Below are 22,336 nucleotides of genomic sequence, written 5' to 3' on the forward strand. Positions count from 1 at the left end.
TATATGGTAGATAAAACTATAATTCTACAATAGAAAAGGAGTGGTAAAGAAATCTAGTATTTATAACAAGATTTCATTGTCCCTCTCCTTTTCTAAATTTTTATGAATATTTAACCATTGTATATTTCTTCTTACCTCTTCTTACAATTGTAAATTCATCTTCAATTTTGTCTTCAGTAGTAATTTCATGATTAACATCTTGAATTCTTTCACCATTTAAATATATTGCACCATTATTAATGTCTTCTCTTGCCTGTCTCTTAGATGGAGATACACCCGCTTCTATAATAAACTCTACTAATTGAGTTGTTTCTTTACTAACTACAGCTGTTGGCACATCTTTGAAACCTGCTTCGATTTCATCTTTTGTTAAAGATTTAATATCTCCTTTGAATAAAGCATTTGTAATTCTTTTTGCTTCTTCTACAGCATCTGGACCATGGATAAACCCAACCATTTCTTCAGCAAGCACTTTCTGTGCTTCTCTTAAATGAGGCGCTTCTTCTACTGTTTTTTCTAATCTTTCAATTTCTTCTCTGTCTAGGAAAGTAAAGTATTTCAAGTATTTAACAACATCTGCGTCTTGTGAATTAATCCAGAATTGGTATAACTCGTATGCAGAAGTTTTACTTCTATCTAACCAAACTGTACCTGATTCTGATTTACCGAATTTTTTGCCATCTGCTTTTGTAACTAATGGAATTGTGAATCCAAACGCCTCAGTTTCACCATACATTCTTCTCATTAAGTCAAGACCCGCTGTAATGTTACCCCATTGATCTGAACCACCGATTTGCATTTTACAGTCGTAATTTTTATTTAAATAACCGAAATCAATAGCTTGTAAAATCATATAAGTAAATTCAGTGTATGATATGCCCATTTCCAAACGTGCTTTTACTGAATCTTTACCTAACATATAATTCACACCAACATGTTTCGCATAATCTCTTAAGAAAGAAATTAAATCTATTTCTTTCAACCAATCTTTATTATTTACTAAAATTGCAGCATCTTCGCCTTCAAATTCAAAAATCTTATGCATTTGATTCATAATGCCACGAACGTTTTCTTCGACTTGTTCATCAGTCTGTAATTTTCTTTCCTCAGTTCTTCCAGAAGGATCACCAATCATACCTGTACCTCCGCCTACTAAAACAATAGGTGTATGACCATGATTTTGGAATCTTCTTAAAGTTAAATAAGGTAATAAATGTCCTATATGTAAACTATCTGCAGTTGGATCTGCACCACAGTATATTTTTACTGACTCTTTATTTAATAATTCTTCAATTCCCTCTTCATCAGTTTGCTGATAAACAAGGCCTCTCCATTTTAAATCTTCTAATAATGCATTTGCCATAATATTTTCCTCCTCCAAAATAAAATAAAATAAAAAAGCACCCTTACAATAAAATGTAAGGGTGCTTGAATACACGGTACCACCATACTTATGACATTATTATGTCATCTCTCATTAATGTTACGTACATTAAAAACGTAGAACTATTTTTTACAAGGTGTATTCACAATTACCTCTTTATCAGTTCCCAGCACCACTGACTCTCTTAAAAAGATAATAATCATTACTTCTCCTTTAGTTCAACACAATCTGCAATTAATTACAAAGTATAAAGCTAACAATTTTAAAAGTCAATATTATTTATATATGTTATAATTATGATGATTAGATTGGAGGTTAAAATTTGAGTTCAAATCAGTCTAAAAATAAATTCAAAGATCAATTTAATCGTTCAAGTAAGAAATATAAAAATACTTTTAAAGAAGCAAAATGGACTCCAAAACTAATATTCTTTACAACTTACCAAGTCATAAGCAATTTGTTTTTTATTATTCTTTTTATTAGTTGTTTATTACTAGCATTAGGTTTAGGTATTGGTGGCGGATACTTTGCAGGCCTCGTCAAAGATGAAAAAGTGATGTCTAAGAAAGAAATGAAAGAACAACTTTATTCTATGACCGAAAGCACGTCTGTATATTTTGGTTCTGGAGAATCTCTTGGCCGATTAAAAAGTGATGTCCAAAGGGATGTTATTAAGGGAAATGAAATAAGTGATAATGTAAAAAATGCACTTATAGCAACAGAAGACGAAGAGTTTTACCAACATAATGGTATTGTACCAAAAGCATTTTTACGTGCCTCAGTACAAGAAGTACTAGGTAGTTCAAATTCTTCTGGTGGTAGTACTTTAACGCAACAATTAGTTAAAAATCAGTTATTAACAAATGAAACATCATTCGAACGTAAAGCAAAAGAAATGCTGCTATCTATGAATGTCGAAAAAAACTTATCAAAAGATGAAATTATAGACAGTTATTTAAATGTAGTATCATTTGGACGTAACTCTAATGGGTCTAATATTGCAGGTATTGAATCAGCTGCACAAGGTGTATTTGGAAAATCTGCTAAAAATTTAAATGTTGCACAATCAGCTTATTTAGCAGGATTACCTCAAAACCCATATACTTACACACCATTTTTACCAAACGGTGATTTAAAAGATGATAAATCATTAGAGTTTGGTATTAATCGTCAGCAATATGTACTTAAAAGAATGTATCAAGAAGAAAAAATCAGTAAAAAAGAATACGATGAAGCTTTAAAATTTGATATTAAAAAATCATTTGTCGATAAAGTTGAAGAACCAAATCAAAAATATCCATTCTTAACTGAAGAAGTGGAAGATCGTACAATCGACATTTTAAAATATCATTTAGCTAAAAAAGATAACATTTCTAAGAAAGAATTAGACCAAACGCCAGTATTAATGACTAAATATACTGAGAAAGCTAATAAAGCAATGCGTACTGAAGGATACAGAGTCGATACAACAATCGAAAAAGATATGTATGACACTCTTCAAGATGTAAAAAATAATTCAAATAGCTATTCTTGGGATAGAGAAGCAAGCTACACTAATGCGGAAGGTAAAAAAGCAACAAAAGATTTCCAACACGAAGTTGGTGCACTACTAAAAGAAAATGGTAGCGGTAAGATCTTAGCATTTGTAGGTGGTCGTGATTATGAAAAATCACAAATCAATCACGCAACAAAAGCAAAAAGATCACCTGGTTCTACAATGAAACCACTCTTAACATATGCACCAGCATTTGAACATGGTTTAATCACACCAAACACTGCTTTACTAGATAAAAAGTTTGATATCAATGGTTATTCACCTGATAACTATGATAGAAGAGAGTTTGGACCCGTAACTGTAGATTATGCATTAAGAAATTCACTTAACTTAAGTACATTAAGATTATACAGTAACGTACAGGATTATAAACCATGGGAAAACCTTAATAAAATGGGTATGAACGTACCAGAAAACGTACAAGATGGATTAGCACTAACATTAGGTACAGCTGACTTCACTTTAGGACAAGATGTTGATGGATTTAGTACTTTAGCTAATAAAGGTGAATATAACGATAGTTATATGATTGAATCCATTAAAACACGTGACGGTGAAGTTGTTTACCAACATAAGAAAGACCCTAAACGTATATTCAGTGAATCTACCACTTATTTAACAACTGATATACTAAAAGGTGTACTAGACGATGGGTCAGGTTATCAAATTAAAGATTCTTATGATGGAACATGGGCAGCTAAAACAGGTACATCAGAAGCTGGTAAAGACAGCTTATTAGTAGGATATACACCGAAAGTAACATTAGGTATTTGGATGGGCTACGATCAACCAATTACATTTGACGAAGATAGTCATTATCAAATCTTTATGTGGAGAGATATGGTTAACGCCCTATCAAATACAGATAGAGAGAAATTAGGATATGACAGCGATTTCGAAAAACCAAGTACAGTTAGTGAGAAGACAATTTGTCAATACACAAACTCTACTGGTAGTTGTAGTAAAGGCGAATCAAAAGCTTCTACATTAATCTCTGATAAAGTAGATACTTCTGAAAAAGACATTTATTCAGAATCAGTATTGAAACGACTTGGTATTGCTGTAGATGGAAATACATCATCTAAAATCAAACCTAAAGAGAAAGTATCTAAAAACTCTAAAGAAGCTTGGTCATACAACTCAAGCGAAAACAAAAAAGCAGATTCAGATAGCGGTAAACCATCCAGTGGTACAAGTACTAAACCACCAAGTGGTGACTAACCTAATTATCATAAAACGAATATAATAAAAACAGGTTGAGACAATTATTTATATCCCAACCTGAAACTTAAAACATCAATCCTTTAGTTTTATAACTTTCGGATTGATGTTTTTTTATTTGATATATGATATTTTTTAGAATAAACCTTTCGCTGTGCCATCTTCATTAACATCCATATTCAAAGCAGCTGGTTGTTTCGGTAATCCAGGCATCGTCATAATATCTCCTGTCAATGCTACTATAAAACCCGCCCCTGTTTTCGGCAATAATTCTCGTATTGTTATATCAAATTCTGTAGGCGCACCTAATTTTGTAGGATCATCGGTAAATGAATATTGTGTTTTAGCGACGCATACTGGATATTTATCCCAACCATTTTCTTTTATTGTTTTCAATTGTTTATAAGCTTTATCTGTAAATTTGACTGTACGACCACCGTAAACTTTTTGAACGATGGTTTCAAGCTTATCTTCTATAGACATTTCTAAATCATATAGTGGTTTAAATTGTTGAGGTTTTTCTAGTACTTTTAAAACTTCTTTTGCTAAATCTATACCTCCTTTACCACCTTTTTCCCAAACTTCAGTTAAAGCAACTTTCACACCTTGCCCTTTACACCAATCTTCAACAAATTTTACTTCTTCATCCGTATCATGAATAAAAGCATTGATTGCTACAACTGGCTCTACACCAAATTGTTTAATATTTTCAATATGTTTATTTAAGTTTACAATACCTTTTTTGACTGCTTCTACATTCTCAGTTTTTAGTTCATTTTTTGAAACGCCGCCGTGCATTTTTAAAGCTCTAATAGTAGCTACAATTACAATAGCACTTGGATCAAATCCTGCTTTACGCGCTTTTATGTCTAAAAATTTTTCTGCCCCTAAATCGGAACCAAACCCACTCTCTGTTACAACAACATCCGCTAGTTTACGCGCAGTATTTGTTGCAATAATTGAATTACAACCGTGAGCAATATTAGCAAATGGCCCACCATGTACTAGTGCTGGTGTACCTTCAATAGTTTGAACAATATTAGGTTTGATAGCATCTTTTAAAATGAGCGTTAAAGCTCCTTCTACTTTTAAGTCTCTTACTGTTATAGGTTTTTTATCGACTGTATAACCGACAGTTATATTGGCAAGGTTTTCTTTCAAATCTTCTATTCCGTTTGAAAGACAGAATATCGCCATTATTTCAGACGCTACAGTTATATCAAATCCATCTTCTCTTGGAACACCTCTACCTGGTCCACCTAGTCCAACTACTACTTGTCTTAGTTCTCTATCGTTCATATCTAATACACGTTTCCATTCAATTCGTCTTGAATCTATATTGAGTTCATTACCATGATATATATGATTGTCTATAAAAGCAGATAATGCATTATTAGCAGTTGTAATAGCATGTAAGTCACCATTAAAATGCAAATTAATTTCTTCCATTGGGAGTACTTGAGCGTAACCTCCCCCAGTCGCTCCACCTTTCATGCCAAAAACAGGTCCTAGTGATGGTTCACGTAGAGCTACCATAACTTTTTCATTCAATTGATTTAAAGCATCAGCTAGACCTACTGTTACAGTAGATTTCCCTTCTCCTGCTGGTGTTGGACTCAATGCTGTAACTAATACAACTTTCCCTTTTTCTGTTTTATCTTTTAATTTTGTAATATCAACTTTCCCGCGAAAATGTCCATAAGGTTCAAGTGCCTCGTTTGTTATACCTACTTTTTCAGCTATTTCATTAATGCGTTTTAACGTACTTTGATTTGCAATTTCTAAATCTGATAAATGACTCAAGCTCATTCACTCCTTAAATTTAAATAACAAATTCATATGTATACCTTTTCAACTTCTATCTTTAGCATATACAAATATGCATAAAAAGTCGATTAATATTATTGTGAAATTCATATGAAATACTGTTGTTAAAAATCAAATTTTTGACATGAAGAAAGCCAAGAAACTCCTTTATATTTAAAGGATTATTCTTGGCTTTTTAACATGATTAATATTAACTTATTCTTCTAAAGTAGATAAATCTCCTGCTGGTAAGTCTAGTTCCCAAGCTTTTAATACACGTCTCATAATTTTACCTGAACGTGTCTTAGGTAATTTATCCTTAAATTCTATCTCACGAGGTGCTGCATGCCCAGCTAAACCTTCTTTAACAAACTTTCTTATTTCTTCTTTTAGTTCATCAGATTCTTCATATCCATCTCTTAAACCAATGAATGCTTTAATAATTTCTCCACGAACTGGATCTGGTTTACCTATTACACCCGCTTCAGCAACTGCTGGATGTTCAACAAGTTTAGATTCAACTTCAAACGGTCCTACTCGTTCACCTGCAGTCATGATGACATCATCAACACGCCCTTGGAACCAGTAATAACCATCTTCATCTTTATAAGCTGAATCTCCAGAAACGTACCATTCGTCGTTAATGAAATATGAATCATATTTAGGCTGGTTATTCCAAATTGTTCTCATCATTGAAGGCCAACCTTTTTTCAGAGCTAAATTACCCATTCTATTTGGTGGTAGTTCATTACCTTGATCATCAACAATTGCTGCTTCAATACCTGGTAATGGTTTACCCATTGAACCAGCTCTAATATCCAATGAAGGATAGTTAACAATCATGTGTCCACCTGTTTCAGTCATCCACCAAGTATCATGTACGCGGTGGTTGAATACATTATAAGCCCATTTAATTACTTCTGGGTTTAGTGGTTCACCAACTGAAAGAACATGTCTTAATGATGAAAGGTCATACTTTTTAACAATGTCATCACCAGCGCCCATTAACATTCTTAGTGCAGTTGGTGCTGTATACCAGATTGTAACGTTGAATGTTTGGATGAATTCATACCATCCTTCAGGTGAGAATCTTCCACCTGCCACACAATTTGTTACGCCATTTAGCCATGGACTAAAGATACCGTATGATGTTCCTGTAACCCAACCCGGATCAGCAGTACACCAGTATACGTCATCTTCTTTAAAATCTAAAACATATTTACCAGATATATAATGAACTAACATTGCTTCTTGTACGTGTAATACACCTTTAGGCTGTCCTGTTGAACCTGAAGTGTAATGTAAAATTAATCCGTCTTCTCTATCTAACCATTCTATTTCAAATTCACTATCAGCTTTTTCGAGTTCTTTATTGAAGTCAACATACTCTTCAGAAACATTTTCATCAACAATTACAATATGTTCTAAATTCGGTAATTCATCTTTAGGTATTCGATCTACTAGATCATTAGTTGTGATGATTACTTTAGCTTCACTATTTTCTAAGCGATCTTTTACCGCTTTTTCCATAAACGCTTCAAACAATGGTCCAACAATACCACCAATTTTTAATGTTCCTAACAAAGCAAAATATAATTCTGGTGTTCTTGGCATAAATATAAATACACGGTCACCTTTTTCAACATTTGCTTTATCTTTTAAAAGATTAGCGGCTTTATTACTAGCAATTTGTAAGTCTTTAAACGTATAACTATCTTGTCTATTTTGATCTTTATAGTGGAGTGCAAATTTGTCCCCTTTACCATTGTCCACATGACGATCTATACATTCATATGCCATGTTTATTTTACCAGTTTCACTCCAACTGAAATTTTTCTCAATATCTTTCCAGTTATGATTATTAACTGCATTCTCATAATTTGATAGATTATAATCTTCGTTTAATGCTTCGTATACTTCGACTTTCATCTAAATCTCCCCTTTTATAAATGTAATCGTTTCCAATAAAGCCTGAGTCTATTATAATATAAGTAGATGATACTTTTCAAAAAAATTTGATTATTCAAAATAAACTTTATATTTACACATTACCATATTAATAGGAAGGAGGTATACTATGGACTATAAAAAGACCTTCATATCAGAAACTATACCCTTTACATCTGATTCTAATATAACAATTGAAGGTCCTGTAGAACCCGAAAAATTAAAAGAAATGACTTTTGATGAAGGGTTAGATAGTTTTCGCGTACCTAAGGAACAATTTGAAGCGCTAATAGAAATTTCTGAATTACCTGAAGGAAGAATTATTGTATGTAGAATAGATCAACATATTATCGGTTATACAACTTACGTTTATCCTGATCCACTTGAGCGTTGGTCAGATGGTGACCTACCCTATATCCTTGAGTTAGGTGCTATTGAACTTTCTTTAGAATACAGAAAATATGGACTTGGAAAGAAAATGCTTAAATTAGCTATGAAGTCACCAGAAATGGAAGATTATATCGTTATCACTACAGAATACTATTGGCATTGGGATTTAAAAAACAGTGGATTAGATGTTTATGAATATCAAAAAATCATGCATAAAATGATGGCAGAAGGTGGTTTAGAAGTATTTGCGACTGATGACCCAGAAATAATCAGCCATCCTGCCAATAGTTTAATGGCAAGAATAGGAGCAAATATTAGCCAAGAGCAAATGGAAGCTTTCGACAGACTAAGATTTATGAATCGTTTTTTCTTTTAAGGAGGTATATTATGTTAGTTGAAAAAATTATGACTTCACCTTGTACAACAATTCAAGGTAACCAATCTATTGAAAATGCTTTAGAACTTATGACACAAAAAGAAATTAGGCATTTGCCAATTGTAAATGAAAAAGACGAATTGTTAGGAATTATTTCAGATAAAGATATAAAAATGGCTTTACCAAGCATTTTATCTGATGAAGATCCAAATAATAGTTTAAGTTTATCTGTTTCTAAAATTATGAGAAGAAATGTTATTAGATGTCATCCTTTAGATTTTGTAGAAGATATAGCTTTAGATTTTTACGAAATGGCAATTGGAGCTATACCAGTTCTCCGTGATAATAAAGTAATTGGTATCGTCACACAAAAAGATATGTTAAATACATTTTTAGAACTAACTGGTGTTACAATTCCTGGTTCTATAATTGAAGTACATATTGACGATAAAATTGGTGCATTACACGATATTACTGCTATATTTAAAGAACAAAATATTGATATATTAAACGTTCTTGCTTATGCTGATCAAGAAAATGTTAAGAAAAGATATCTTATGTTACGAGTAAAATCAATGAATCCTGAAAAAATATATAAATTATTGGAAGAGAAAAATTACCATGTCATATATCCATTTGGTATAAGAAATGACTAATGTTAAATATGTGTATTCAGAGGATTTATTGAAATATCGTTTTTCAGATAGTCACCCTTTCAATCAAATGCGTTTAAAGTTAACGACTGATTTGCTTATTGACCTAGGTGTGCTTAAATCTGAACATTTGATACAACCAAGATTAGCAACTGACGAAGAATTAGAACTCGTTCATGAACCGAGCTACATAGAAGCTATTAAAAAAGCAGGCAATGGAGATTTACCTATAGAAGAATATGATAAATATGGATTAAATAGTGAAGACACCCCTCAATTTGTAAACATGCATGAAAATAGTGCAAGAGTTGTAGGTGGAACTTTGAATGCAGTTGATGCAGTTATGTCTGGTGAAGCAAAGAGAGCATGCCATTTAGGTGGTGGATTACATCATGGATTCAAAGGGAAAGCAAGTGGATTTTGTATTTATAATGACAGTGCTGTTGCAATACAATATTTACAATCCAAATATAAACAAAGGGTTTTGTATATTGATACAGATGCACATCATGGAGATGGCGTTCAATGGTCATTTTACACTAATGAAGATGTTATGAATTATTCTATTCATGAAACAGGTCGATATTTATTCCCTGGAACAGGTGCCATTACTGAGCGTGGAGATGGTAAAGGATTTGGTAGAACTGTAAACATACCATTAGACGCATACACGGAGGATGAATCATATATAGACGTATTTAAAGAAACAGTAGAAGCTGTATGTAAAGCTTACAAGCCAGATATTATACTAAGTGTAAATGGTGTCGATATTCATTATTTAGATCCACTCACGCATTTAAGTTGTACTTTGAATACGTTATATCAAATACCATATATCGTAAAAAATCTAGCAGACGAGTATTGTGATGGTAAAGTCATTATGATCGGCGGAGGCGGATATAATATTTGGAGAGTTGTACCTAGAGCTTGGTCTCATGTTTGGTTTGCTTTAAATGATCTTGATACCCCAAAAGGAAATATACCACAGACTTGGCTTGATAAATATCAAAGCAGCGCTCCGTTTCCTTTACCAAAAACATGGATAGATGAAAAAGATGATTATATGGAAATACCAAGAAAAACCGAAATAACTGAAAAAAATAATAACACGAAATTAAGAATTTTAGAGTGGTATAAATAAAAAAGAGGGAGATTCGTTTATCGAATTCCCTCTTTTATTATTTAGTTGTGCCTCTATATTCTATTCTATACGGCAATATAACATTAGGCTCGTCAATTTGTTCGTCATTCATATATTTAGTTAACAATCTCATTCCAACAGCTCCAATGTCATAAAGCGGTTGAGTAACACTTGATAATTGTGGTCTAACCATATGAACGAGTCTTGTGTTATTAAAGCTGACAACTTGCAATTCTTCAGGTATTTTAACACCTGCATCTTGAGCAGCATGAACAATACCAATTGCTTGTTCATCACTTATACAAAGAATTGCATCAGGATTAGCTTGAGATACTGTCTCATATGCTTTACTGCCATCTTTATATGTTTCATTACCAACATATTTAGCATTGTCATTAATATCTAGACCAGCCTCTTCTAATGCAGACTCAAGACCTTGAATAGCATCGTCTTGTGCTTTCTCTGAGTATCCACCACCAACGAATGCAAACTTCTTAGCACCATTCTCAATAAGTGTATTTGCTATTTCTTTACTAGCTTGTGTGTAATTAATGTTTACAGATGCTAATTTTGATTCTTTATCATTTGTTCCAGATACTACAACTGGTACAGATGATTTCTCAATTAACTCAACAGTTTCGTCAGTTAATGTTCCACCAAGGAAGATAATACCATCAACTTGTTTACTCAATAAGTTGTTAAATATTTCTTGTTCTTTATCACTATCGTTATCAGAGTTAGAAATAATTGTATGATATTTATACATTGTTGCTATATCTTCTAATCCTCTTGCTAATTCAGAATAATAAACATTCGAAATATCTGGTATAATTACGCCAACTGTTGTAGTTTTTTTACTTGCTAAACCACGTGCAACAGCATTTGGTCTATAGTTTAATCTCTTAATAACTTCGTTTACTTTATCTCTAGTTGACGGTTTAACATTTTGGTTACCATTTACAACACGAGATACAGTAGCCATTGAAACTTTTGCTTCTCTTGCTACATCATATATTGTTACAGTCATAATATCCTCCCATTTTTGAAAACGTTTTCTAGTACATTCTATCACGTTTTCATATTGTTTTCAAAGCATATGAAAGCGAACTCACAATTACTCATTATAAGATATTCATAAACTCTTGTCGATAAAAGAAACTTAAGTTTTTAAAAGAAAGTGTAAAATGAAAATTGTTTTTCAGAAAACGGCGATAAATTAAACTATACCACATAAAGCTTATGTTTTTCCATAATAAAATCCCTCTAAAGTGAACACATATTATGTTTACTTAAAGGGATAATATTAATAAATATTTTTTAATTGAGCTTATTTCTCATAAAGTTTTGCAGCTTTTACAATTTCTTTGTAAAACGCATCAAACTCATTTAAATCCATTTGTTGTCCAGCATCACTTAATGCTACTGATGGATCTGGATGTACTTCTGCCATAACACCATCAGCTCCTACTGCTAATGCTGCTTTAGCACATGGTAACATGATATCTTTACGGCCAGTACTATGTGTAACGTCAACCATAACTGGTAAGTGTGTACCTTGTTTTAAGATTGGAACAGCTGAAATATCTAAAGTATTTCTAGTTGCTTTTTCATACGTTCTAATACCACGTTCACATAGGATGATATTGCTATTACCTTGTGAATGTATGTATTCTGCAGCGTAAATAAATTCTTCAATAGTTGCAGATAATCCGCGTTTTAATAATACAGGTTTATTCGTTTTACCTGCTTCTTTTAATAACTCAAAGTTTTGCATGTTACGAGCACCTATTTGGAATACATCTAAGTAGTCGTCTGCTAATTCAAAGTGAGCAGGGTTTACGATTTCACTTACAACATTTAAACCGTATTTATCTTTAGTATTTTTTAAAATTTGTAGACCTTCTTCTCCAAGCCCTTGGAAATCATATGGAGATGTACGTGGTTTGAATGCGCCACCTCTTATGAATTTCTCACCTCTATTAGCTAAATCTTGTGCTACTGTATCTACTTGTTCTTGTGACTCTACAGAACATGGACCAAATACAAATTGCTTTTTATTATTACCTACTATTGCACCATTATCAAACTGTACGATAGTATCTTCTGGTTTTAATTTACGAGAAACATATAAATGTTTTTCATTTTCAGATTTTTGTAAATCAGTTGAAGCTTTAAATATTTCTTTAAATAATTGCTTAATAGTATTATCGTTAAATGGTCCTTTATTAGCGTCAATTAATTTATTTAACATTTCTTTTTCACGCTGTGGATCATAAACTTGAGTACCTTGTTTACTTTTTTCTTCACCGATCTTTTTAGCTAGGTCACCACGTTCTGATAACAATCCTAAAATTTCGTCATTAATTTCTTCTACTCTCTGTCTTAAATTCTCTAATTCATTTGTCATCCTCTTCACCTCATGTAAACAATTTAACTCACATACTTTAAAGCGATAAAATATATAAGTGATTAGATAGTAGTATAACAATTAAAATCGAGCTATTCAACCTTAATTGTTATTTTTCTGAAAATAATTATAATTTATGTTTATGTTATATATAATACCTCATATGTATAAATATTAAAAAGAAAGTGGAACTGAAATCTAATTTTTTTAAAAGAGGTTGTAATCCACCTTTGTTAGCTACTGCCAATATAATAAATCAGGCTGAGACATTAATATGTCTCAGCCTGGCTTTTATCTTTAATGCTTACTTTTTATCAAAAGTCTTTTTTTCTACTACTGTTTTAGGTCCTTTTAAATCTTCATCATTAACTTCAGACTTAATCGCACCTTTTTGTGCTTTTAATTCTTCGTCATCGACATCGTCAGCTGTTACAACATTTTTGTTTGCTTTCTTTTCAGCTTGTTTAGATTTTACTTCGTCAGCTTTTTTCTTTGTTTCTGTTTTTTTCTCTTCAGCTTTAGCTTTAGCTTGTTCTGCTTTATCAGCTGCTTCTTCTTTCTTTTCTTCAGTTTTAGCTTTTACTTCTTCTTTTTTGTCTTCAGCTTTAGCTTTTACTTCTTCTTTTTTGTCTTCAGCTTTAGCTTTTACTTCTTTTGCTTTTTCAGTTGCTTCTTCTTTCTTTTCTTCTGCTTGTGTACGAAGTTCTTCAGCTTTTGTTTGAGCTTGAGCTTTTAAATCGTCTGTTTTAGTTTTAACATCTTCAATAATTTTATTTGACTGTTCGCTTAAATCATCTTGAAGAGCTCTACCTGATTTAGGCGCTAATAATAAACCGGCAATCCCACCTACTACTGTTCCTAAAATCACACCAAATACAAAATCTCTACCACTTGTATTATTTTCATGTTTTGCTTCATATGTTTCTAAACCATGTGTATATAAATCTCTATTATATTGATTTTCCATCAATAAAACCTCCTGTTTAAATTAATTAATGTTAATAGACAATAAAATGTTTGAGGCTGAGGCATTTAATTATGTCTCAGCCTCATTAACTTTATTTTTTCAATCCTGCATTAATTTTATCTTCGTCTAATTTATCACCAGACGTCGTTTGTTCATTATAATCTTTAGGAACTTCCGCTTCATAATCTTTAGAAGTCGTTGTACCATTTTTAAATGAAGCATAACTTCTACGATTCTTTCTCATTTGCCATTTGTCTGCAACTTCCATTGCAACATTTGACCATTGTACTACTTGAGAAATTTTATCTTCATTTTGAGAGATATTATGCGTAATTGAATTTGTAACTCTATCTACTGAAGAGTTAAGTGTTTGTACTGAATCTCCAACACCTTTAACTGCATCTACAACAGAATTTAAACGTAATGATTTATCTTGAATATCTTCAGTTAAGCGGTTTGCCTTGTGAAGTAAGTCAGTTGATTCACGTGTAATTCCTTGTATTTGGCCTTGAATGCCATCTAAAGTTTCATTGATTCCTTTAACTGTTTTTAATAATTGCACTAAGAACATTGCTAATACTACACAAATAACTAAAAATGCAATAGCAGCAATAATACCTGCTAATGGTAATAACCAATCCATACTGAACGCCTCCTAATAATTATAAAACTTAATATGATTTACTAATATTTAATACCCTTAATCATTATGCATAAACATAATATTATGATTCAGTAAGAGTACTCACATAGGCTCTTTGAACTTTTTGTATGTCTCCAGCGCCCATAAATAGTATAACACCATTTGAATGGTTTTTAAGTTGTGAAACTGTTTCTTCACTAATTAATTTTGAATTTTCAATTAACGCTTGTAGATCATTTATTGTTAATTCACCTTGTTGCTCTCTTATAGAACCAAATATATCACATAAATAAACTTGATCCGCTTGATTTAAGCTTTCTGCAAATTCATTTAAAAATGTTTCAGTTCTTGAAAAAGTGTGTGGTTGAAATACTGCTATCACTTCTTTTTCAGGATATTTTTTTCTCGCTGACTCAATTGTAGCATTAATTTCCCTTGGATGATGTGCATAATCATCTATTAAAACTTGATTATCATAAAAACTTTCACTAAATCTTCTTTTTACACCGCCAAATGTTAATAATGCTTCTTTTATATTATTAATATCTAAGTTTTCTAAATAACATACTGCAATAACTGCAAGTGCATTTAATACATGGTGGTCTCCATACATAGGTGTCGTAAATGAACCTATATATTGCTTACCATTTTTAAAGTAAACATCAAAAGTAGTGCCTTTTGAAGAAGTTTGAACGTTTTCAGCATAAACATCATTTTCATTTTCAAATCCATAAAAATAAATCGGAATATCTGCTTTTATTTTTCTTAATTCTGCGTCGTGGCCCCAAGCTATAATAGCTTTCTTTACGTTATTTGCCATTTCTTGAAAGGCATTCGTCACATCTTGTAAATTCTTGAAGTAGTCGGGGTGATCGAAATCAATATTTGTCATAATTGCATAATCAGGATAGTAACTTAAGAAATGCCTTCTATATTCACATGCTTCAAATGCAAAATAAGAACTATCAGGTAAGCCCATACCCGTTCCATCCCCAATTAAAAATGATGTTTTTTGATCACCATTCATTACGTGAGAAAGCAAACCAGTTGTTGAAGTTTTACCGTGAGCACCTGTTACTGCTACAGAAGTATATTGAGACATAAATTCACCTAAGAATATGTGATATCTTTTAACTTCAAGACCTAACTCGTATGCTTTAGCAATTTCGGGATGAGTATCAGGAAAAGCATTTCCAGCTATAACTGTCATACCTTCATGAATATTTTCTACATCAAAAGGTAATATTTTTATTCCTTTATTTTTCAATGCAATTTCAGTAAACACTGTATTTTCTATATCAGAACCTTGTACATTATGGCCCATGTCATGCATAATTTGTGCTAAAGAACTCATTCCAGCCCCTTTTATTCCGACAAAATGAAATAATGTCATTTCATGTCACTCCTTCTATTTCTTATATGTTAGTTTTTCCATTTTCTAATGTATCTTTTGAAATTAAAACCTCTCTCGGTTTCGAGCCATTTGGTCCTGAGATAAAGCCGTTTGCTTCTAAGTTATCAATCATTCTAGCAGCTCTATTATAACCAATTTGGAAATGCCTTTGTATCAATGACGTAGATATATGACCTTCATTAACCATAAATTCACATACATCATCAAATAGTGCATCAGCTGGTTGCTCATTCACTTTTTTCAATAATGTTTCTTGTTTAAATAAATAGTTAGGTTCCATTTGATCGCTTACAAAGGAAACTGTCTCGTCAATTTCATCATCTGACACAAATGCACCTTGTACTCTAATCGGTTTATTCATACCATTTCCTAGATATAACATATCACCGTTACCAAGTAGTTTTTCAGCACCACCAACATCAAGAATTGTTCTAGAATCTATAGAAGATGAAACCATGAATGATATTCTAGTAGGAACATTTGCTTTTATCAATCCTGTAATAACATTTACAGATGGTCTTTGTGTAGCTAAAATCATGTGAATACCACATGCTCTCGCTTTTTGTGCAATCCTAGCTATTGATTGTTCAACTTCTTGTGGAGACATCATCATTAAATCTGCTAATTCGTCTATTACAATTACAATTTTAGGCATGCGTTTTTCATAAGTGGCTTTCTTATTATAAGCCGTAATATTTCGAACATGCAATTCCGCAAACTCTTTATACCTTTTTTCCATTTCTTCTACAGCCCATTTAAGACTTGCTGTAGCAGCTTTAACATCTGTAATAACTGGTGAAACTAGATGTGGTAAATCGTTATATGGCGCTAGTTCTACCATTTTTGGATCAATGAGTAGCAACTTCAATTCATCAGGATGATTTTTGTATAACAAACTCGTCAAAATTGCGTTGATACATACTGACTTTCCTGAACCAGTAGCTCCAGCTATTAATGCGTGCGGTGTTTTTGAAATATCCATTAATAAAGGTTCATTATTAATCTTAAAGCCCATAGCTACTGTTAATTTACTTTCAGCTTGTTGAAAAGCTTTAGATGTAATCATTTGACCTAATGGTATTTTTCTAGGTGTTTGATTTGGCACTTCAATACCTACTAAACTCGTTCCTGGAATTGGCGCTTCGATTCTTATATCTTTTGCTGCTAATGCCATTTTTATATCATCTTGAAGTGCTGTAATTCTTGAAACTTTAACGCCTTTTTCTACAGATAGTTCAAAGCGAGTTACAGTTGGCCCTTGTATCATATTGACAACATGAGCAGGTACATTAAAGTGATAAAACGCTTCGTCTAATTCTTTTTTCTTCTCTTCTAACCATTCTGTATTATCCTCTTGTTCAACTACATCGTCTAAAATTGTCAATGGTGGTAATACAAATGATGGTCCTTTACGTTTTGTCACTGTTTCAAGGCTCTCGTTGTTGAAATCATTATTCGTCTGATTATTTTCAGAAGCATTATTCACTTTAGCTTCTTGCTTTACATTTGTTGAAGTCTGATTTTTAAATGTATGATATTTCTTTTTATCTGAAGGCGTCATAACAACATTAAATGGAGATGATTTTTTATTATTAGGTTTAAGTACTGGTTCTAAAGATTTCTTTTTATTTTTTGGTTCATCTCTCAACTGTGACTTATCTTCAAGTTCTTCGTTTGATTCAGAGATTTCAACTTTAGATTGAGTATCTTCAGTTTCATTTAATTCTTTTTCTGATGTCGTAAACTCATCATCTATAAATGACAGTTCTTCGTCGTCATCTTTTTCTTCAAAGTCTTCATTAGTCGTTTCTGGGACTTCTTCAAATTCAATATCATCTTCTACAAAATTATCTTCTTTGAAATTATCGTTATTTTCATTTCCATTAAAGGCGGACTCTACCCCTTCTATAACTTCTTCTTCAAAAAATTCATTAGTGTTTTCTGGAACTTCCTCAAATTCAATATCATCTTCTACAAAGTTTTCTTCTTCGATACTATTATATTCACTTTCATTAGGAACACGCTTTATTTCTGTATCTTCAACTTCTTCAAATTGTAAATCTGAGGATTTCGCTGTTTCTTCTACTGGTTCTCTGTTTTCAGATTGATTATCTAAAGACTCATTATTTGATTCTTCTGTAGCTAATTCTGTTAATTCTTCAAACTGTACGTCTAAATCTTCTGAGTTTTCTTCTTTAGCTGGTTCTATTCCATCGATTTCTTCAACATCAAGATTTTCTTCTTGTTGTCGTTTTTGTTCTTCTGGTTCTTCATCAATATCCAAATTTATTTCTTTAAATTCATATGTAGTCATGTCGTTTACATCTGGTTGCAATGACTCTTTAGAGCTTTCTTCTTCAAATTTCAACTCATTTTCGTCACTGTTAGGTTGTGTAATATAATCATCTGATGACTTAATGTCTTCAGTTGTAGTTTCTTCAGTGTTATCTTCCGGCTCTTCATCGATTTGATTATTTTTAATAAAAGATGCCTGTTTTTTGAAAAATTCGTCTTGTTGTTTAATTTGAGATTTTTCTTCTTCAGATTGAATATTTTGTAGTTCTTGTTCTCTTTTTTCTCTTAAAGCTTTTTCAAATTGTTTTTTCTTTTGAAGCTTCTTTTCTCGCTCTTTTCTAATTTCAGAAACAATTTGAGAAGCGTATATATTTTCAATATTTATAGTATTGTCCGTCTTTGAATAAGTGGGCGTATCACGTACCACTTCACTATTGCTACTTTGATTATCAGTGCTCTCATATCCGTTACTATCTTTGTTATCTTCTTCTTTGATGTTAGAAGTATCAGGTGTAGAAGGTTCTTTTAAACCACTGTTTGGAACATCTTTTTGTTTTCTCATTCCAAATATAGCAGAAGGCACTTCTGAAGCGTGAAACTTAGGTTGATTTAAAGAAGATAATCTTCGATTGAAAGCATCGTCTTCTTTATCATGAACAGATTTCTTTTTGAAAACTGAAGAATATTGTTCAGTGCTAGAAGGTCTTGTTAAACGTTTGTTCTCATAAACACCCTTGTCTTTTTTAGGTTGTGGTTCAGAGGATGCTTCTTCTCCGTCATGACTTCTTCTGCGACGCCTTCTTCTATTTGTTGGATATGACGCTTCATTTTCATTATAAAATCGCTCATCATAGTAGTTATATTCTTGTTGTGAATCATGCTCTTGATCAGAATTTTGTTCAGTCTCTGTTTCAGTTTCAGCGTCAACATCCATATCTATTGGAAATCTAAATTTACCTCTTGGTCTTTTATAAATTTCTTCGTTTACTTCTTCATCTTCTGAACCATGGTCAAAAGAAATATTTTCATTTTCTTTTTCTTTATTTTTTTGTTTATTTTTAGACTGACCGAATATATCATCAAACCAACTCATAGGTTCACTACCTTTCATCTTCAAAAAATGGTGTTCCTACAGTATAACTATCATCTAATACCATTATACCTTTTTCTTTCGGAGCACCTTCTAAATCTAGCTCTTTCATAGAACAAACCATGCCACTTGAAGGAACGCCACGTAATTCTGCGTCTTTAATAATCATACCACTTGGCATAACTGCTCCTACTTTAGCTACGACTACTTTTTGATCTTGCTCTATATTTGGAGCTCCGCATACAATTTGTAATGTTTCGTTTCCAACATCGATTTTACATACAGATAATTTATCTGCATCCGGATGTTTAGATTTTTCTTTAACAAACCCTACTACAAATTTAGGTGATAAATCAACTTCTAATTTATAGTTGATATTATTCTTTTCTAGTAAATCTTGAATACTACTAACATGTTTTTCTTCAGTTTTGATATTTCCGTTTCCTTCAATTTGAACATATTTAGAAGCATTAAAAATATTAAAACCAACAATGTTGCCATCGCTTTTTATAATTGTAATATCATTTTGATTTTCATATTCCAAATTTTCTGTTGATGGTTCTAATGAAACTAACAATACATCCCCAATACCATTTTTATTATAAAATAAATTCATAATTATAACTCCTTATCATTTCTTTTCATTATTTTTCATATTTTTAAATATTTCTCTATTTTTTTCTAATCTTTCTATTACTTCTTTATTTCTTTTACGTGAATGATTTTTACCTAATATAAATATAGGTTCTAATGGTTCATCCGGTTTGTAAGAGAATGACAGCGAAGTTATAGGCACTAAACCATTTTGGAAGAAATGCATATTCATTTGCGCTACCACATCATAGCCTATTTCATTTTTGATGTCACAAATAACCAACACATCTTGATGAGGTGTTGCAAGAAGCATTTCTCCTTCGATATTTTGATAAACTTCCTTAAGGAATGACTGATTTAAAATTCTAGAAGCATCATATCCATCATTTGTATTCACAAAATAAAATGTATTACCTTGTACTTCATCAGATTTATATGATGTTTTTCTTTTTTTAATGTTAAATAAAGCTTGTTCTTTTATTTGATTATGAGACATATTTAGTTCTTCTAACATAGATTCATCGATTAATCTATAAGTGTTGCCTAAATCCAACGCATAATAAATGTTTGTTTCGGCTGTATGTTCATCTATTATAAATGGAGTACCTTCTTTAGTTTCTTTATGGAAACTTGTAGATCTAATTACAGGTAATATTTCTATTTTACTGATTTCCTTAGTAGATTCATCTTGCATTGCATGAATTGTTTCAGTTACATAATAAACAATTTCATCTACAATTTTATCTCCACTATTTTTATACTTTGCAATAATTGGTGAAATTTTTACTGATAAACCTTTTTGGTTATCTTTACGTTCAATTCTTAAACTTTCATCTTCTCTATCAAACTTGAAATTAGCATCTAATGATTTCAAGCGTTCTTTTAGTAAATCTCTCATTTGAAAGACATTCATACATAACACTCCTATTTTTATACCTTTATCTAGTTTACAACAAATTAGCGCCATGTTACAGTGATAAACTTATTTAAATCAATGAAAAAAGTAGGTTTCGAGAAATAAAATCAACTTTTATTTCAACCTACTTTTTTTCGATTTATTTCTTCAATCCTTCTATAAATTCACTTATTTGTTCTATAGTTTTTCTTTCTTTTCCAACATATCTTCCTAGTTCTTTTTGATTATCAAATGCTACAAAACTCGGAATACCCATCACACCAACTTCTTGGCATAATTCAATAAATTCATCTCTATCTACCGAGACGAACTGATAATCATTGTATTTTTGTTCTAATGCCGGTAAATCTGGGTCAATAAAATGGCAATCAGGACACCATGAAGCCGTGAACATGAAAACGGTTGGGTCATTTGTTAATTGATTAAATTCTTCTATTGATGTTAATTGTTTCATTTTTTTACACTTCCTATCATAATTGTTTGTTGTCCACCTTTAATCATATGATATCTTTTCAGTATATGATAAACAAATAAACTGACTACAGCCGGTAATAAGAAATGGAAGAATAAAATTTGTAACCATACTTCTGTAGATGCGCCCATCGTTTGTATTGTCATAATTTGACCAACAAACCCACTTGAACCCATGCCAGCTCCAGCTGCATTATTTTCCATCGGCCAAAACACTGTCATTATTGGAGCTACTACAATACTGGCTACTACAGGTGGAATTAAAATAAATGGGTGTTTTAAGTAATTTGAAATTTGTAACTTACTTGTTCCAATTCCGTGTGCAATGATACCTGAAATACCATTATCTCTATATCCTGTTACTGCAAATCCTACCATGTGACAACATCCACCAATAGTGGCTGCTGCTGCGGCTGTTCCACTCAAACCTAACATTAAAGATAAAGCTGCACTAGAAATCGGACTAGATAAAGTCATTCCTACTAAGCAACTTACGAATATTCCCATCAATAAAGGCTGTTGTTCCGTGCTTATTTGGATCCAATTTCCTAAGTGTTTCATAAACGCATCGATAAATGGTGCGATAAATTTCGCAATACAAACACCTACTAATAATGTCAAAATTGGAGACAAAATAATATCTATTTTAGTTTTCCCTGAATATACTTTTCCTAATTCACTTGCAAAGACTGAAGATAAATAACTGCCAACCGCCCCTCCTTGTTCGTAACCATACATACCAGTTACTACTGTTGCAAAAATGATGAGCGGCGAGGCGCCTAAACCATAACTAACAGCTACCCCTACCCCAGCTCCAGTTAAATTTTGTGCTAACTTTCCTATTTCAATCATTATTGATGTATCAAAATATGTATTCAATGTACGGCCAAGTGTTTCAATTATAAGCCCTACAATTAAAGTACTAAATAAACCTAAAGCCATATAACTTAATCCATCTATAATCGTTCTACTAAAAAAAGATTTTATTTTGATCATTATTCACACTCCTTAAAAAAGATTATACTATAAAAAAACACATATCATTATTAAATTTAATATTAATAAC

The 22,336-nt window shown here is 31.9% G+C and carries 17 protein-coding genes and 1 other annotated feature; of the genes, 4 read left to right on the forward strand and 13 right to left on the reverse strand.

What is annotated here, in order from left to right; genetic code table 11:
- Nucleotides 1–100: 100 nt before the first annotated feature.
- Complete coding sequence (gene tyrS / locus LQ682_RS04115; protein ID WP_064204362.1) at nt 101–1,363, reverse strand: tyrosine--tRNA ligase; 1,263 nt, start codon at nt 1,361–1,363, stop codon at nt 101–103.
- A gap of 54 nt (nt 1,364–1,417) precedes the next feature.
- Nucleotides 1,418–1,606 (reverse strand) — a binding site (T-box leader).
- A 100-nt stretch (nt 1,607–1,706) separates the two neighbouring features.
- Between tyrS and LQ682_RS04120 the strand changes: the two genes are divergently transcribed.
- Nucleotides 1,707–4,160 (forward strand): transglycosylase domain-containing protein, encoded by a 2,454-nt coding sequence (locus LQ682_RS04120; protein WP_064204363.1) that lies wholly within the window; start codon nt 1,707–1,709, stop codon nt 4,158–4,160.
- Nucleotides 4,161–4,295: 135 nt separating this feature from the next.
- On the opposite strand, the gene LQ682_RS04125 is transcribed toward LQ682_RS04120, so the two are convergent.
- Both LQ682_RS04125 and acsA read right to left on the reverse strand, forming a co-directional pair.
- Nucleotides 4,296–5,963, reverse strand: a complete 1,668-nt coding sequence (locus LQ682_RS04125) for a formate--tetrahydrofolate ligase (RefSeq protein WP_064204364.1) — start codon at nt 5,961–5,963, stop codon at nt 4,296–4,298.
- Nucleotides 5,964–6,182: 219 nt separating this feature from the next.
- Nucleotides 6,183–7,895 carry an acetate--CoA ligase gene (gene acsA / locus LQ682_RS04130; protein WP_017000615.1) on the reverse strand — a complete coding sequence of 571 codons (1,713 nt, stop codon included), beginning with the start codon at nt 7,893–7,895 and terminating at the stop codon, nt 6,183–6,185.
- Between the two features lie 148 nt (nt 7,896–8,043).
- Between acsA and LQ682_RS04135 the strand changes: the two genes are divergently transcribed.
- The 3 genes from LQ682_RS04135 to LQ682_RS04145 are packed head-to-tail and all read left to right on the forward strand — an operon-like array spanning nt 8,044 to nt 10,473.
- The gene (locus LQ682_RS04135; protein WP_017000614.1) at nt 8,044–8,679 is read left to right on the forward strand and encodes a GNAT family N-acetyltransferase; all 636 of its coding nucleotides are present in this window, start codon (nt 8,044–8,046) and stop codon (nt 8,677–8,679) included.
- 11 nt (nt 8,680–8,690) lie between these two features.
- A complete protein-coding gene (locus LQ682_RS04140) occupies nt 8,691–9,335 on the forward strand; it encodes a CBS and ACT domain-containing protein (RefSeq protein ID WP_017000613.1) in 645 nt (214 codons plus the stop codon).
- Complete coding sequence (locus LQ682_RS04145; RefSeq protein WP_103269442.1) at nt 9,328–10,473, forward strand: acetoin utilization protein AcuC; 1,146 nt, start codon at nt 9,328–9,330, stop codon at nt 10,471–10,473. Before LQ682_RS04140 ends, LQ682_RS04145 begins: the two co-directional genes overlap by 8 nt.
- 37 nt (nt 10,474–10,510) lie before the next feature.
- On the opposite strand, the gene ccpA is transcribed toward LQ682_RS04145, so the two are convergent.
- The 10 genes from ccpA to LQ682_RS04195 all read right to left on the reverse strand — a co-directional run bounded on the left by ccpA (nt 10,511) and on the right by LQ682_RS04195 (nt 22,266).
- The gene (gene ccpA / locus LQ682_RS04150) at nt 10,511–11,500 is read right to left on the reverse strand and encodes a catabolite control protein A (RefSeq protein ID WP_017000611.1); all 990 of its coding nucleotides are present in this window, start codon (nt 11,498–11,500) and stop codon (nt 10,511–10,513) included.
- Between the two features lie 300 nt (nt 11,501–11,800).
- Nucleotides 11,801–12,880: a bifunctional 3-deoxy-7-phosphoheptulonate synthase/chorismate mutase gene (locus LQ682_RS04155; RefSeq protein WP_064204367.1), complete on the reverse strand. Its 1,080-nt coding sequence runs from the start codon at nt 12,878–12,880 to the stop codon at nt 11,801–11,803.
- A gap of 304 nt (nt 12,881–13,184) precedes the next feature.
- Nucleotides 13,185–13,847: a YtxH domain-containing protein gene (locus LQ682_RS04160; protein WP_210618631.1), complete on the reverse strand. Its 663-nt coding sequence runs from the start codon at nt 13,845–13,847 to the stop codon at nt 13,185–13,187.
- Between the two features lie 91 nt (nt 13,848–13,938).
- Nucleotides 13,939–14,490 carry a DUF948 domain-containing protein gene (locus tag LQ682_RS04165; RefSeq protein WP_017000608.1) on the reverse strand — a complete coding sequence of 184 codons (552 nt, stop codon included), beginning with the start codon at nt 14,488–14,490 and terminating at the stop codon, nt 13,939–13,941.
- Between the two features lie 82 nt (nt 14,491–14,572).
- Nucleotides 14,573–15,883 (reverse strand): UDP-N-acetylmuramate--L-alanine ligase, encoded by a 1,311-nt coding sequence (gene murC, locus LQ682_RS04170; RefSeq protein WP_064205241.1) that lies wholly within the window; start codon nt 15,881–15,883, stop codon nt 14,573–14,575.
- Between the two features lie 22 nt (nt 15,884–15,905).
- Entirely contained in the window at nt 15,906–19,292 is a 3,387-nt protein-coding gene (locus LQ682_RS04175; RefSeq protein WP_239723911.1) for a DNA translocase FtsK, read from the reverse strand.
- 7 nt (nt 19,293–19,299) lie between these two features.
- Nucleotides 19,300–19,905 (reverse strand): YtpR family tRNA-binding protein, encoded by a 606-nt coding sequence (gene ytpR, locus LQ682_RS04180; protein WP_017000605.1) that lies wholly within the window; start codon nt 19,903–19,905, stop codon nt 19,300–19,302.
- 15 nt (nt 19,906–19,920) lie between these two features.
- Nucleotides 19,921–20,796 carry a DUF1444 domain-containing protein gene (locus LQ682_RS04185; RefSeq protein ID WP_147640948.1) on the reverse strand — a complete coding sequence of 292 codons (876 nt, stop codon included), beginning with the start codon at nt 20,794–20,796 and terminating at the stop codon, nt 19,921–19,923.
- 142 nt (nt 20,797–20,938) lie between these two features.
- A complete protein-coding gene (locus LQ682_RS04190) occupies nt 20,939–21,253 on the reverse strand; it encodes a thioredoxin family protein (RefSeq protein WP_017000603.1) in 315 nt (104 codons plus the stop codon).
- Nucleotides 21,250–22,266: a PTS sugar transporter subunit IIC gene (locus LQ682_RS04195; RefSeq protein WP_017000602.1), complete on the reverse strand. Its 1,017-nt coding sequence runs from the start codon at nt 22,264–22,266 to the stop codon at nt 21,250–21,252. Before LQ682_RS04195 ends, LQ682_RS04190 begins: the two co-directional genes overlap by 4 nt.
- Nucleotides 22,267–22,336 lie beyond the last annotated feature (70 nt).

Source organism: Mammaliicoccus sp. A-M4 (genome assembly GCF_022386955.1).
Lineage (GTDB): Bacteria > Bacillota > Bacilli > Staphylococcales > Staphylococcaceae > Mammaliicoccus > Mammaliicoccus lentus.